11 protein-coding genes are annotated in these 13,841 nt (G+C 71.1%); 8 read left to right on the forward strand and 3 right to left on the reverse strand.

The features are described from left to right. Window positions 1-35: 35 nt before the first annotated feature. Entirely contained in the window at window positions 36-1,469 is a 1,434-nt protein-coding gene (locus AB0O76_RS06590; protein WP_365486108.1) for a cytochrome P450, read from the reverse strand. Between the two features lie 232 nt (window positions 1,470-1,701). On the opposite strand from AB0O76_RS06590, the gene AB0O76_RS06595 reads away from it, so the two are divergent. The 4 genes from AB0O76_RS06595 to AB0O76_RS06610 all read left to right on the forward strand — a co-directional run bounded on the left by AB0O76_RS06595 (window position 1,702) and on the right by AB0O76_RS06610 (window position 6,296). Then, a complete protein-coding gene (locus AB0O76_RS06595; protein WP_365486110.1) occupies window positions 1,702-3,678 on the forward strand; it encodes a tetratricopeptide repeat protein in 1,977 nt (658 codons plus the stop codon). 81 nt (window positions 3,679-3,759) lie between these two features. After that, window positions 3,760-4,599, forward strand: a complete 840-nt coding sequence (locus AB0O76_RS06600) for a hypothetical protein (RefSeq protein WP_365486111.1) — start codon at window positions 3,760-3,762, stop codon at window positions 4,597-4,599. A gap of 37 nt (window positions 4,600-4,636) precedes the next feature. Then, window positions 4,637-5,548 (forward strand): AraC family transcriptional regulator, encoded by a 912-nt coding sequence (locus AB0O76_RS06605; protein WP_365486113.1) that lies wholly within the window; start codon window positions 4,637-4,639, stop codon window positions 5,546-5,548. Between the two features lie 115 nt (window positions 5,549-5,663). Continuing rightward, window positions 5,664-6,296 carry an NAD(P)-dependent oxidoreductase gene (locus tag AB0O76_RS06610; protein ID WP_365486115.1) on the forward strand — a complete coding sequence of 211 codons (633 nt, stop codon included), beginning with the start codon at window positions 5,664-5,666 and terminating at the stop codon, window positions 6,294-6,296. Window positions 6,297-6,322: 26 nt separating this feature from the next. Here the strand turns inward: AB0O76_RS06610 and AB0O76_RS06615 are convergent, their stop codons facing one another. After that, the gene (locus tag AB0O76_RS06615; protein ID WP_365486116.1) at window positions 6,323-6,922 is read right to left on the reverse strand and encodes an XRE family transcriptional regulator; all 600 of its coding nucleotides are present in this window, start codon (window positions 6,920-6,922) and stop codon (window positions 6,323-6,325) included. A 111-nt stretch (window positions 6,923-7,033) separates the two neighbouring features. On the opposite strand from AB0O76_RS06615, the gene AB0O76_RS06620 reads away from it, so the two are divergent. From AB0O76_RS06620 to AB0O76_RS06630, 3 genes are all read left to right on the forward strand, one after another. Beyond that, on the forward strand, window positions 7,034-7,672 hold the full coding sequence (locus tag AB0O76_RS06620; protein ID WP_365486118.1) for a class I SAM-dependent methyltransferase: 639 nt from the start codon (window positions 7,034-7,036) through the stop codon (window positions 7,670-7,672). A gap of 224 nt (window positions 7,673-7,896) precedes the next feature. Then, window positions 7,897-10,116: an NADP-dependent isocitrate dehydrogenase gene (locus tag AB0O76_RS06625; protein WP_365486120.1), complete on the forward strand. Its 2,220-nt coding sequence runs from the start codon at window positions 7,897-7,899 to the stop codon at window positions 10,114-10,116. A gap of 176 nt (window positions 10,117-10,292) precedes the next feature. Beyond that, window positions 10,293-11,492 carry an acyl-CoA dehydrogenase family protein gene (locus AB0O76_RS06630; RefSeq protein ID WP_365486122.1) on the forward strand — a complete coding sequence of 400 codons (1,200 nt, stop codon included), beginning with the start codon at window positions 10,293-10,295 and terminating at the stop codon, window positions 11,490-11,492. Between the two features lie 26 nt (window positions 11,493-11,518). Here the strand turns inward: AB0O76_RS06630 and AB0O76_RS06635 are convergent, their stop codons facing one another. Then, entirely contained in the window at window positions 11,519-12,304 is a 786-nt protein-coding gene (locus AB0O76_RS06635; protein WP_365486124.1) for a DeoR/GlpR family DNA-binding transcription regulator, read from the reverse strand. A gap of 221 nt (window positions 12,305-12,525) precedes the next feature. Between AB0O76_RS06635 and AB0O76_RS06640 the strand changes: the two genes are divergently transcribed. Beyond that, window positions 12,526-13,830 (forward strand): MFS transporter, encoded by a 1,305-nt coding sequence (locus tag AB0O76_RS06640; RefSeq protein ID WP_365486126.1) that lies wholly within the window; start codon window positions 12,526-12,528, stop codon window positions 13,828-13,830. Window positions 13,831-13,841: the final 11 nt, after the last annotated feature.

Consider the following 13,841-nt stretch of genomic DNA (forward strand, 5'->3'; position numbering starts at 1 on the left):
AGGGTGGGCGCGCTGTTGTTCTTGCCCGGTGGAGGCTACCGGACCGGGACGTGGCGCGGTCCGCGCACCAACAGACCCGGCCGGTAAGGGAGTTGCTCCGGATCGGTCGTCAGCTGGAGTCCGGGGAAGGCGTCGAAGAGTCGGGGCAGGGCGATGGCGGCTTCGAGGCGGGCCAGGCGTGATCCGACGCAGAAGTGCGGGCCGTGGCCGAACGCGGCGTGCGGCGCGGCACGGGTGCCGGGGGATTCCGCGGCGGAGGACGCCATACTGGCTCCTGCTCCAGCCGGAGCGGTCGCCGCGCGAGTCGACGTGCCGGTCCCTGCCCCCACCGGGGCGGCGGCCGTACCAGCCCCCGCCGTAGCCGTCGCCCCACAAGTCACCGCCCCAGCCCCCGCCCCCGCCAAGTACCTCTCCGGGCGGAAGGCGTCCGGATCCGGGAAGTGGTGGGGGTCGCGGCTCGCCGCGGCGAGTACGGCGAGGACGGACGCGTCCGCGGGTATGACCGTGCCCCCGCCGAGGTCCACCTCCTCGGTGGTCCGTCGCCAGGTCGTGCCCTCCAGCGGGCTCGCATGCCGCAGCGTCTCCTCGACGACGGCCGGCCAGCGCGCGGGGGCCCGGCGCGCGGCCGCCAGTTCCTCGGGGTGGGTGAGCAGCAGCAGGGACGCCGAAGCCAGCAGGTTCATGGTCGTCTCGTAACCCGCGAACAGGAGCAGGAACGCCATCGCGAGCAGCTCGCCGTCGTCGAGCCCGCCCTCCGTCGCGTCGTGCGTCAGCGCGCTGAACAGATCCGGTCCCGGCGTACGTCGCTTACGGGCGATCAGCTCGGTGAAGTAGGCGTGCAGGGACGTCCATGCCGCGTCCACCGCGCCCGGCGTCAGCGCGTCGGCGGGCGAGCCGACCCGGTAGGTCCAGTCCCGCAGGTCCGCCCGGTCGGCCTCCGGCACCCCGAGCACCTCGCCGATCACCAGGACGGGCAGCGGGAAGGCGAAGGCGTCCACGAGGTCCACGCTCCCGTCGCGCCGCAGCCGCTCCGCCACGTCGGCAAGGAGTCCGTCGGTCAGCTCCTCGATCCGCGGCCGCAGCGCGTCGACGCGGCGCGGCGTGAACGCGGCGGCGGTCAGCCTGCGCAGCCGGGTGTGATCGGGGGCGTCGGAGTTGAGCATGTGGCGGGCAAGGCACGCGCGGGCGTGCCGCGCGGGGGAGTCGGCCTTCGGCCGTCCTGCGTCCAACGGCGGCACGTTCGAGAAGCGGGGGTCGGCGAGCACGGCCCGCGTCTCCTCGTACCCGGTGACGAGCCAGGCGTGCGTGCCGTTCGCCAGCGGCACCCGCACCGCGGGCCCTCGGCCGCGCAGCCGCGCGTAGTACGGATACGGGTCGCGCGCGAAGGCGGGATCCGCCGGGTCCAATGGGGCCAGGACGTCTATGCCGTCTGCGCCATCTATGCCGTCTACACCGTCTGCAACGATCACCCGCCCATCTTCGCCGGGCCGGGCCCGCCACAGGGGGCTGCCCTTGGCCAGGAACCGGGTGCCGTACCTGTCGGGACCGGACAACAATCTGGGATGGCCGGACGATGCCGGACGACAACCCGGGATGGCCGGACGACAACCCCGGAGGGCCCGACGACAATCCGGGAGGGCCCGACGACAAGGGCACTGCGGAACCCTCCTGCCAGGGGGCCCATTGGGCTACAAAGAGACGGTGAACCAGTCGTCCAATGATCTGAGCGGAACCGTCGGCGGTCCGGTCGTCCAGGCGGGCCACGTGGGGCAGTTGCACATCGCGCCCGCGGCGCCCGCCGTGCCCACCGCGCTCGCGGGCCTGCCCCCGGACGTGCCGGAGTTCACCGGCCGGGGCACGGCCCTGGACACCGTCACCGCCGCGCTGCGCCCCGACTCCGCTTCCTCCCCGCTCGTGGTGTCCACGCTGGCCGGCACCGCGGGCATCGGAAAGACCGCCCTCGCCGTGCGCGCCGCCCACGACGCCGTGGCGGCGGGCTGGTTCCCCGGCGGCGTGCTCTTCATCAACCTCCAGGGGTACGACGCCGACCGCGCCGTGGGGCCCGACATCGCGCTGTCCGTGTTCCTGAGCGCCCTCGGCGTCCCCGACGAACTCTTCCCGCCCACCTTCGACGGCCGCCTCTCCCTCTACCGCTCGAAACTCGCGGAGGTCGCAGCCCGGCACGGCGCGGTCCTGGTGTTCCTCGACAACGCCTCGTCGAGCGAGCAGATAGGCCCCCTGCTCCCCGCCACACCGACGCACCGGGTCCTCGTCACCAGCCGCCACACACTCGGTGATCTGCCCGGTTCGCGGATCGTCGACGTCGGCGTCCTGGAACCGGCCGAGGCCGCCGCACTGATCAGCCGCACGCTCCGCACACGCCGCCCCGGCGACACCCGGGCCCAGGACGAACCGGACGCCGTGGATGATCTCGCCGCCCTGTGCGGCCACCTCCCGCTCGCGCTCGCCGTCGTGGCCTCGATCCTGGCGGGCGATCCGGACCAGTCGGTCGGCGAACTCACCGCGGCGCTGCGCGACCGCGCGACCCGCCTGGAAGAGCTGGCGTACGGGGAACGCCGCTCCGTCGCCGCCGCCTTCGAGCTGTCGTACGCGCGCCTCGCCCCCGAAGAAGCGAGGACGTTCCGGCTTCTCTCGCTCAACCTCGGGCAGCAGGTGAGCGTGGCGGCCGCCGCCGCGCTGGCCGGTGGGTCCGTGCCCCGCGCGCGGAAACAGCTGCGTGCCCTGCGCGACGCCCACATGATCGAGCCGGGCGAACCGCGCGGCTGGGTGCGCTTCCACGACCTGCTGCGCCTGTTCGCCGAGCGGCGCCGCCAGGAGGAGGACGACGAGGCGAGCGTCGAGCGAGCCGTCGACGGTCTGCTCGTCCACTACCGGGACAGCGCGCGCGACGCCGTCGAGCGGCTGGTCACGGCGGCGCGGGCGGGAGAGAGCGACGAGGCCACGGAGGAGTGGCTGGACACCGAGCGGCTCAATCTGCGCTCGGCACTCCACCTGGCCCAGCTGCACGGCCGGTCCGCGGTGGTCCTGCCGCTGGCCCACAACGTCAGCTGGCTCCTGCGCCGCAGGCAGGACTGGCGCGCCGGGCTTGAGGTGTGCGAGATGGCGGTGGGGTTCGCCCGCGCAGGTACGGACCGCGCGCAGCTGGCGCTCGCCCTCTACAACAAGGGCGACTTCCTCAAGCACAAGCAGGACTACGGCCGGGCGTCGCCCGTCTTCGCCGAGGCCCTCGACGGCTACCGGCAGCTCGGCGACCTGACCGGCGAGGCCAGGACACTGCACAGCATGGGCACGGTCGCCCGGCGCGACCACCGGTACGCGGAGGCGGTACGGCACTACACCGCCGCCCTGCCGCTCTTCCGCGCGACAGACGACCAACAGGCCACCGCCCACACGCTGTTCAACCTGGGACACGCGGCCAGGGGGCAGGGCGACCAGGGGCTGGCGGAGGACCGCTACCGGCAGGCGCTCGACGCGTACCAGCAGGTCGGCCATCTGGTCGGCCGGGCCCGCACCCTGCACCGGCTCGGCCTGCTCGCCGCCGCCACGGACCGGCCGGACCTGGCCCGCGACTACTGGGAGCAGGCCGGGACGGCGTACGAAGCGGCAGGACATGCGGACTGCTGCGGTCGCAAGGTGGGCGCCCTCCTCGCCGACTGACCGACTCCCTCACCTGCGAGGACGGTTAAGATCGCGGGAAATTCGGCACGAATGACAGGGAAAAAGAGAACAGTGCGCGCAATGGGGAGGGGCATCGTGATGGCAGCCGTGGGGGCGGCGCTCACGGTGACGGTCGCGGGATGCGGCGGCGACGGCGGATCCGACCGCGGATCCGACCGCGGTGACGCGGGCAAGGGCCAGGGCCAGGGCGGGGACAACAAGAGCGACGCGCGGACCGACGCGCGCACCGTGCTGCTCGCGGCGGCGAAGAAGACCGGTGCGCAGAGCTCGTACAAGACGGTCCAGACGGGACAGGGCGGCTCGGACCGGTCCGAGATGCTCTACCAGCGCAAGCCCGCCGCCACGGTCATCAAGGCCGAGGTGACGAAGTCCGCGGCCAACCCGGACGGCATCAGCCACATGCTGTCCCTCGGCGGCACGACGTATGTGAAGACGGACAAGGTGCCCGGAAAGAGCTGGTACAGCATGGATGTCGGCGGTGGTGGTGGCGCCCCGCGCGCGGCCGGATACGTCCCCGAGTTCGCCGGTGCGCTCGCCGCGACGAAGTCCACGAAGTGGATCGCCGAGGAGAAGATCGCCGGGCGCACCGCCGACCACTACCGCGGCACGGTCGTGCTCAGCGAACTCGCCGAGTACACGGGCGCCGCCCTGGACGAGGACCTCCGCGACGCCTACGTAGAGGGCGCCCAGAAGCAGGGGATGAAGTCCGTCGTCATCGACATGTGGGTCGGCAAGGACGATCTCGTCCTCAAGTCCCGTGAGACCGGCGAGAGTTCCAAGGGCCGAGAGGTCATCAACGAGGAGTACTCGCACTTTGGGGCCGTCCCGAAGATCGCCGCTCCGGCGCCCGGAACCGTCGCCACCTGGGACGAGTTCATCTCGGCCCGGGCGACGCCGTGACGCGTCGGCCCGGTCGCGCGGGTGGTATTGAGGAGCCATGACGGTCCCTCACCGGTCGGCGGCCTCGCGGGAGATCCCCGAGGTCGCCTTCGCCGCCCCGGCCGGTACCCGCGCCCCGGTGGAGGTGCTCTCGCTCGCCGCGCTGCGCGAGCGGGCCCGCGGCAGGCCCTTGCAGCTCATGCGGCAGCCGCAGCGACCGGACTTCCACCATCTGCTCACCGTGGGCGCGGGCTCGCTTGAGCACATGGTCGACTTCACCGGATACGTCCTCGAACCGGGCTCCTGGCTGTGGGTGCGGCCCGGCCAGGTCCACCAGTGGGGCGACCTCGACGGCGCCGAGGGCACCGTCGTCTTCTTCGAACGGGGGTTCCTCGACCCCGCCACCGTCGCCGCCTCCGGGGCCGACGACGCATACGCCCCGGCCGTGCGGCTTCCGGCCGGTGACGACGCCGAGGGGCTGCGGATCGCCATCGCCCACCTGGAACACGAGTTCCGCGCGCTGCGCCAACTGCCCCTGGAGATCCACGTCGCGGTGCTCCGGCATCTGCTCGGCGTACTCGTCCTGCGCGTCGCCCATGTGTCCGTGCCCGGCAGCGCGGCCCCGGAGCCGGGGGAGACCTTCCTGCGCTTCCGGGACGCGGTGGAGCGCGACTTCACCCGCAGCAGACGGCTCGACGACTACGCCCACGCCCTGGGCTACTCCCCGCGCACCCTCTCGCGCGCCACCCTCGCCGGCGCCGGGGTCGGGGCGAAGGAATTCATCGACCGCCGGGTGATCCTGGAGGCCAAGCGGCTGCTCGCGCACAGCGACCAGCCGGCGGCGCGGATCGCCGACCGGCTCGGCTTCTCCAGCGCCACCAACTTCAGCAAGTTCTTCCACAAGCGCACCGGCCAGACGCCGATCGACTTCCGCGGAGCCATGCGGGGGCGCGGACCGCGCCCCTCGTAGCGTGTCGGATTTTGACCATACGGCGTCCGTAGCTCACCTCGCTCACCTGCGTAAACGCCCGTAGCGTCGTAGGTGCAGACGGAAACAGGAACTCCGAGAAAAGCGAGAAGAACTCATGCGCATCCTCCTCTTCGGCGCCACCGGCATGGTCGGCTCCCGCATCGCGGCCGAGGCCCTGTCCCGCGGCCACGCCGTCACCGCCGTCAGCCGCTCCGGCAAGCCGGTCGGCGACGCCACCCCCGTCACCGGCGACGCATCCGACGCGGTCAAGGTCGCCGAACTGGCCGCAGGACACGACGCCGTGGCATCGGCGCTCGCCCCGCCGCGCGACGGATCCGCGCCGGCCGTGCCCTTCCTCGCGGTCAACGCGGCGGTCGTCGACGGCGTACGCACCAGCGGGATCAACCGCCTGGTCGTCGTCGGCGGCGCCGGCAGCCTTGAGGTCGCCCCCGGCCAGGACCTCGTCGACCAGCCGGACTTCCCGGACCTGTACAAGGCGGAGAGCCTGGCCCAGCGCGATGCCCTCGGCTACTACCGCACCGTGAACGACATCAACTGGACCTACATATCCCCCGCCGCCCTCATCGAGCCCGGCGAGCGCACCGGCACCTTCCGCATCGGCGGCGACCAGCTCCTGGCCGACGCCGAGGGGAACAGCCGGATCACCGCCGAGGACTACGCGATCGCGTTCGTCGACGTGCTGGAGAAGAACACCCACCCGCGCGCCCGCATCGGCGTCGCGTACTGATCGGTTGCGCGTACCGATCGAGCGGGTCAGGCCCGCGCGGAGGGCCTGACCCGCACATGCACGCGCTCGCCCTGGGCCCCGTACAGGGCGAGGAACTCGACAGGATGGTCGCCCGCGTTGGCGAAGCCGTGCGGGGTCCGCGTGTCGAACTCCGCCGCCTCGCCCGCCGTGAGGACGAGATCGTGCTCGCCCAGGGCAAGCAGCAGACGGCCGGAGAGGACGTACAGCCACTCGTACCCGTCGTGCGAGCCCTGCTCGGGGCGGGCGCCGCTCCCCGCGTCCTCGTCGACGGGCATGATCTGCTTGTAGGCGTGCATGCCGCCCAGATGCCGGGTGAGCGGCACCCATGTCTTGCCCTGGCGGGTGAACGGGCGGGGGTGGATGCGCGGGTCACCGGTGGCGGGCGCGCCGACCAGCTCGTCGAGGGGCACGCCGTGCGCCTTGGCCAGCGGCAGCAGGTGCTTGAGGGTCGGCTCGCGCTGTCCGCCCTCGAGCCGGGAGAGGGTGCTCAGAGAGATCCCGGTCTCCTCACTGAGCCGGGCCAGCGTGGTCCCGCGTGCGGTCCGCAGCGCCCGCAGCCGTGGCCCGACGGCGGTCAGGACCTGCGAGAGATCGTCGTCGCTCATCTCTCCATTTGCTGCATCGGCAAAGAACTTTGTCAAGGCGCCCGGGGCGGGCGCACGGTGGGCACCGGGCGGTGAACGACACCGTCCACCGCTCACAGAAGGAGCGCAGCGATGACCGACCTCACCGCCGCATCGGCCGCAGAGTTCTGGGACGACCGCTACCGCGACAGCGACCGGATGTGGAGCGGCGAGCCCAACGCGTCTCTTGTCCGCGAGACCGCGGGCCTGACGCCGGGCAGCGCCCTCGATCTGGGCTGCGGCGAGGGCGGCGACGCCATCTGGCTGGCCCGGCAGGGCTGGCGCGTCACCGCGACCGACGTCTCCCGCGTCGCCCTCGACCGCGCGGCCGGCCACGCCGACCGGGCCGGTGTCGCCGAGCGGATCGACTGGCAGCGCCACGATCTCGCCACCTCCTTCCCCGCGGGCTCCTACGACCTGGTCTCCGCGCACTTCCTGCACTCCCTCGTCGACATGCCCCGCGAGCAGATCCTGCGCAACGCCGCGGCGGCGGTCGCACCGGGCGGCGTCCTGCTGGTCGTCGGCCACGAGGGATTCCCCTCCTGGGAGCCGGGCCCGCACCCCGAGGTGCACCTCCCCACGCCACAGGAGGTCCTCGCCTCCCTCGACCTGGCGGCCGGGGCGTGGGACGTGCTGGTCAGCGACAGCTACGAGCACCACCTCACCGCGCCCGACGGGCAGCCGTCCGTCCGTACGAACAACACCCTCGCGGTGCGCCGCACAGCGGCGTGAGCCGCCCCCGCACACCAGCTCCGCACGGCGTCGACCGGCCCACTGGCCGCCTCCTGTCGCACCCCGGGTGGGGGTGGGACATGAGCGTCCACGGAGCTCTTCGACTGGCTGCATGAGCACTACGGACTGTGATCGCGCCAGTACAACAGGGCCGCTTCGTGGAAGAGGGCGATCAGGAGATATCTTGATGTCGAGCAATGTTGCAGACGTGGAGCGGAGCACCGGTGACTGACTCGACCATCATCTACACCCACACTGACGAGGCCCCGGCCCTGGCGACGTATTCGTTCTTGCCGGTGGTCGAGGCCTACGCCTCGACGGCCGGGGTCACTGTGGAGAGCCGTGACATCTCCCTGGCGGGGCGCATCATCGCCCTCTTCCCCGAGTTCCTCGAGGAGAGCCAGCGCATCGACGACGCCCTGGCCGAGCTCGGCGAGCTGGCCAAGACGCCCGGCGCGAACATCATCAAGCTGCCGAATGTCTCGGCCTCGATCCCGCAGCTGAAGGCGGCCGTCGCCGAGCTGCAGTCGCAGGGCTACGCGCTGCCGAACTACCCGGACGACCCGAAGACCGACGCGGAGAGGGACATCCGCGCCCGGTACGACAAGGTCAAGGGCAGCGCCGTGAACCCGGTCCTGCGCGAGGGCAACTCCGACCGCCGCGCCCCCGCGTCGGTCAAGAACTACGCCAAGGCGCACCCGCACCGCATGGGCGCCTGGACGGCCGACTCGAAGACGAACGTCGCCACCATGGGTGCCGACGACTTCCGCTCCACCGAGAAGTCCGTGACGATCACCGACGCCGGTTCGCTGCGCATCGAGTTCACCGGTGAGGACGGCGCGACGACCGTCCTGCGCGAGTCCGTACCGGTCCTCGCGGGCGAGGTCGTCGACGCGTCCGTGCTGCGCGTGGCCGCGCTGCGCGAGTTCCTCACCGCGCAGATCGCCAAGGCCAAGGCCGAAGGCGTGCTGTTCTCCGTGCACCTCAAGGCCACGATGATGAAGGTCTCCGACCCGATCATCTTCGGTCACGTCGTGCGCGCCTTCTTCCCGAAGACCTTCGCGGCGTACGGCGAGAAGCTGGCCGCGGCCGGCCTGAGCCCGAACGACGGTCTCGGCGGCATCCTCAACGGCCTGGCCGCGCTGCCCGAGGGCGCGGAGATCAAGGCTTCCTTCGAGGCCGAGATCGCCGAGGGCCCCGAGCTCGCGATGGTCGACTCCGACAAGGGCATCACCAACCTGCACGTGCCGTCCGACGTCATCGTCGACGCCTCGATGCCCGCGATGATCCGTACGTCCGGCCACATGTGGGGCCCGGACGGCGGCGAGGCCGACACCCTGGCCGTGCTGCCCGACAGCAGCTACTCGGGCGTGTACCAGGTCGTCATCGACGACTGCCGCGCCCACGGCGCCTTCGACCCGGCCACCATGGGCTCGGTGCCCAACGTCGGCCTGATGGCGCAGAAGGCCGAGGAGTACGGCAGCCACGACAAGACCTTCGAGCTCGCCGCCGCCGGTACGGTGCGCGCGGTCGACGAGGCCGGCAACGTCGTCCTGGAGCAGTCCGTCGCCCCCGGTGACATCTTCCGGATGTGCCAGGCCAAGGACGCGCCGATCCGCGACTGGGTCAAGCTCGCCGTCTCCCGCGCCCGCGCGACCGGTGACCCGGCCGTGTTCTGGCTCGACGAGAACCGCGCGCACGACGCGCAGCTCATCGAGAAGGTCAAGGCGTACCTCCCGGAGCACGACACCGATGGCCTGCAGATCGAGATCATGTCGCCGGTCGACGCGACCAAGTTCTCCCTGGAGCGCATCCGCCGCGGCGAGAACACCATCTCGGTCACCGGCAACGTACTGCGCGACTACCTGACGGACCTGTTCCCGATCCTCGAGCTCGGCACCAGCGCCAAGATGCTCTCGATCGTCCCGCTGATGAACGGCGGCGGCCTCTTCGAGACGGGCGCCGGCGGCTCCGCGCCGAAGCACGTCCAGCAGCTGGTCAAGGAGAACTACCTGCGCTGGGACAGCCTGGGCGAGTTCCTCGCCCTTGCGTCCAGCTTCGAGCACCTGGCGCAGACCACGGACAACGCGCGCGCCCAGATCCTCGCCGACACGCTCGACCGCGCGACCGCCTCGTTCCTGGAGAACGACAAGTCGCCCAGCCGTCGCCTCGGTGGCATCGACAACCGCGGCAGCCACTTCTACCTGGCCCTGTACTGGGCCCAGGAGCTGGCCAAGCAGACCGCCGACGCGCAGCTCGCCGAGGCGTTCGGCCCGCTCGCCAAGACGCTGGCCGAGCAGGAGCAGACGATCGTCGACGAGCTGATCGCGGTCCAGGGCTCGCCCGCCGACATCGGCGGCTACTACCAGCCCGACTCGGCCAAGGCGGCGTCCGTGATGCGCCCCTCGGCCACGCTGAACAAGGCCCTCGCCATCCTCGGCTGAACGCCTTCCGGCTGAACCGACTCCGCCCCGGCCGCACTTGTGCGCGGCCGGGGCGGAGTCGTATGTCACTGTCCCGTACCGCTGCCATTCCCTATTTCTGAAACGAGTTCTACTGTGTGCGCCGTCAGTCCGCGGCCGCCCCGAGGCCGCCGGAGCAAGCGAACGCAGGAGGGGCCGTGCACCTCGAATACACGCCTGAGCAGCGGCAGTTGCGCACCGAACTGCGCGCCTACTTCGCCGAGCTTGTGCCCGACAACGCCTACGCCCGGTACGCCGACCCCGCGGCACAGAAGCGGTTCTACCGGGAGACCGTCCGCCGTCTCGGCATCGACGGCTGGCTCGGCGTCGGCTGGCCCAAGGAGTACGGCGGGCGCGGGCTCACGCCCATGGAGCAGTTCATCTTCTTCGACGAGGCCGCCCAGGCCGGGGTCCCGCTGCCGCTGATGGCCCTGAACACCGTCGGGCCGACGATCATGCAGTTCGGCACGGAGGAGCAGAAGACGTACTTCCTGCCGCGGATCCTCTCCGGGGAACTGGACTTCGCGATCGGCTACAGCGAGCCCGACGCGGGCACCGACCTGGCGGCCCTGAAGACCAGGGCGGTCAGGGAGGGCGACGAGGCCACCGGCCACTACACGGTCAACGGCCAGAAGATCTGGACCACCAACGGCGACACCGCCGACTGGGTCTGGCTCGCCGTCCGCACTGCCTTCGAGGACCCAGCCGCCCCGCCGCACAAGGGCATCACCATGCTCCTCGTGCCGACCTCCGACCCCGGCTACTCCTGCACCATCATCAACACCCTTGCCTCGCACGACACCACGGCCAGCTACTACGAGAACATCCGCGTCCCGGTCTCGCGCCGCGTCGGCGACGAGAACAAGGGCTGGCGGCTCATCACCAACCAGCTCAACCACGAACGCGTCACCCTCGCCGCCCACGGCACCATGGCCATCCGCGCCTTCCACAACGTGCAGCGCTGGGCAGCCGACACCAAGCTCGCCGACGGCCGCCGCGTCATCGACCTGGGCTGGGTACGCCAGCGCCTGGCCAGGACCCACACCAAGCTGGACGCGATGAAACTCCTCAACTGGCAGATGGTGAACGCCGTCCAGGAAGGCACCCTCACCCCCCAGGACGCCTCCGCCGTCAAGGTGTACGGCTCCGAGGCCCGCCGCGACGCGTACGCCTGGCTCATGGAGATCGTCGGCGCGGCCGGCGCACTGAAGGAGGGCTCCGCGGGCACCGTGCTCCACGGCGAACTGGAGCGCGGCTACCGCAGCGCCGTCATCTTCACCTTCGGCGGCGGCAACAACGAGATCCAGCGGGAGATCATCTCCTGGATCGGCCTTGGGATGCCGCGAGTGCGCCGCTGACGCCGACGCTGCCCGGGCCCCACCCTTCACTGATCGCGGCCCGGCACCACCATCACCTCGGTGCCGGCCGCGCGGATCGCGCGCACCTGCTCTGCCGCCAGGCCGTCGTCCACGATCAGCAGATCGAAGTCGGTCAGCGGCGCAAGGGCGTACAGACCGTCCTTGCAGAACTTGGTGTGGTCCGCGACCAGCACCCGACGCGCGGCGCACTCCATCATCGCCCGCTTGACCTGCACTGTTTCCGGCGAGGTGTGATAGCAGCGGCCGTTGGTGACGGCCGTCGTGGACATGAAGAGGACATCGGCACGGAAGGCACGGACCGCGTCCGCGGTGTGCAGGCCCATGAACGCGTCGTACGCCGGGAAGTACGCGCCGCCCAGCGTGATCAGTGAGATGCCGGGTTCCTTCGCGAGCGTGGTGATGGCGGGCAGCGAGTTGGTGATCACGGTCAGCGGGGTGTGCTCGGTGGCCTGGTGCGCGAGGAGCAGACAGGTCGTGCTGTCGTCGAGCAGTACCGTCTGGCCCGGCACGAGCAGGGTCGCGGCGGCCCGCGCGAGCAGCTGCTTCGTCTGCGCCATGGTGGCCATCCGCTCCGCGACGCTGCCGTGGAACTGCGCCGACGGCAGTCCGGTGGCACCGCCCCGCACCTTGCGCAGCCACCCCTGCGCCTGAAGGGCGTCCAGATCGCGGTGCGCGGTCATCAGGCTGACGCGGAACTCCTCGGCGAGGTCCGCGGTGCGCACGAAGCCGCGGCCGACGACGGCCTCACGCATCTGCCGCCGCCGCTCCTCCTGAGCCTCGACCCTGTCCATCGCAGAACTCCCTCCGGTGTGAACTCGCCACGTTATGTTCGCACGGATTTAACGCGCCTCTCCTGAGGAGTGCGGCGTCCGGGAGCGGTTCAGGTTCGACGCAACACGGCAGGTCGCCGCCCCGATGGGAAGATTTCGGCCGCCATTGACTCGCCTTTCCGGCCAGCTGTTCCATCACCTCGTCCGTCCCTCCTGCCCCCGCCGCAGAAAGGGGAGAGTCGATGCCGACCCCTCCTCCGCGTTCGCTGATCACACGCCTGGGCATTCCGCCGACACTCGCCTGGGGCTACCTCGGGCTCCTCCTCTTCATGATCGGAGACGGGGTCGAGTCGGGCTATCTCTCGCCTTACCTGATCGACGAGGGAATCTCGCAGCCCCGGGTCGCTCTGCTGTTCACCGTGTACGGTGCCGCCGCGGCCATCGCCGCCTGGCTCTCCGGAGTCCTTTCCGACCTGTGGGGCCCGCGCCGCGTCATGTGGACCGGCCTGGCCATCTGGGGCGTCTTCCAGCTCCTCTTCCTCGTCCTGGCCATCCCCATGACGAGCTATCCGCTGATGATGCTCGGGTACGGCCTGCGCGGCCTGGGCTACCCGCTGTTCGCCTACGGCTTCCTGGTCTGGATCGCCTCGGTGGCGCCGCGCGCCCGGCTCGGCACGGCCATGGGCTGGTTCTGGTTCGCCTTCACCGGCGGTCTGCCCACCCTCGGTTCGCTGGTGGCCAGCGGACTCATCCCGCAGATCGGCGCTTACGCCACACTCTGGTCCGCGCTTGCGCTGGTGGCCGCGGGCGGACTCATCGCCCTGCTGCTCGTCCGTGACGACCGGGGCGCGAAGCAGCCGCGGGGCGAGAGTGAGGGGCCGCTCGCCACGCTCATCGGCAGCGTCACGGTCCTGTGGCGCAATCCCCGGGTCGGCGCGGGATCGCTCGCCCGGGTCATCAACACGGCCTCGCAGTTCGGCTTCTTCGTGATCATGCCGATCCACTTCACGAAGACGGTCGGCTTCAGCCTCACCGAGTGGCTGCATCTGCTCAGCGCCATGTTCGCGACCAACATCTTCGCCAACCTGCTGTTCGGCGTGGTGGGGGACCGGTTCGGCTGGCGCAGGACCATCGCATGGTTCGGAGGCATCGGCTGCACCGTCAGCACGCTCGTGCTCTTCTACGTCCCGAACGCGGCGGGCGACAACTTCCCGCTCGCCCTGCTGGCCGCCGCCTTCTACGGCGCTACGCTTGCCGGATATGTACCGCTTTCGGCACTGGTGCCCTCGCTGGAGCCGTGGCACAAGGGACAGGCGCTCTCCGCGCTCAACCTGGGCGCCGGAGCCAGCACCTTCGTCGGCCCCGCGGTCGTCGCCGTCTTCGTCGGGCCGCTCGGCGTCACAGGGGTGGTGTGGATTTTCGCGGGGATGCATGCGGTGAGCACCGTGCTCGCGCTCTTCCTGAAGCTGCCGGACGACCCGGGCGCGGCGGAGACGGCCAGTGCCTCGGCGGACGCCGCGCCCGCCACCGCCCCGGCCCCGGCGTGAAAGGACCCACC

This window comes from Streptomyces sp. NPDC086554 (genome assembly GCF_040686095.1).
Lineage (GTDB): Bacteria > Actinomycetota > Actinomycetes > Streptomycetales > Streptomycetaceae > Streptomyces.

Bases quoted from the DNA above. Each gene is read 5' to 3' on its own strand.
- AB0O76_RS06605 (WP_365486113.1), top strand. From the start codon at position 4,637: ATGACGGTCCCTCACCGGTCGGCGGCCTCGCGGGAGATCCCCGAGGTC.
- AB0O76_RS06620 (WP_365486118.1), top strand. From the start codon at position 7,034: ATGACCGACCTCACCGCCGCATCGGCCGCAGAGTTCTGGGACGACCGC.
- AB0O76_RS06640 (WP_365486126.1), top strand. From the start codon at position 12,526: ATGCCGACCCCTCCTCCGCGTTCGCTGATCACACGCCTGGGCATTCCG.
- AB0O76_RS06600 (WP_365486111.1), top strand. From the start codon at position 3,760: ATGGGGAGGGGCATCGTGATGGCAGCCGTGGGGGCGGCGCTCACGGTG.
- AB0O76_RS06615 (WP_365486116.1), bottom strand. From the start codon at position 6,922: ATGAGCGACGACGATCTCTCGCAGGTCCTGACCGCCGTCGGGCCACGG.
- AB0O76_RS06610 (WP_365486115.1), top strand. From the start codon at position 5,664: ATGCGCATCCTCCTCTTCGGCGCCACCGGCATGGTCGGCTCCCGCATC.
- AB0O76_RS06635 (WP_365486124.1), bottom strand. From the start codon at position 12,304: ATGGACAGGGTCGAGGCTCAGGAGGAGCGGCGGCGGCAGATGCGTGAG.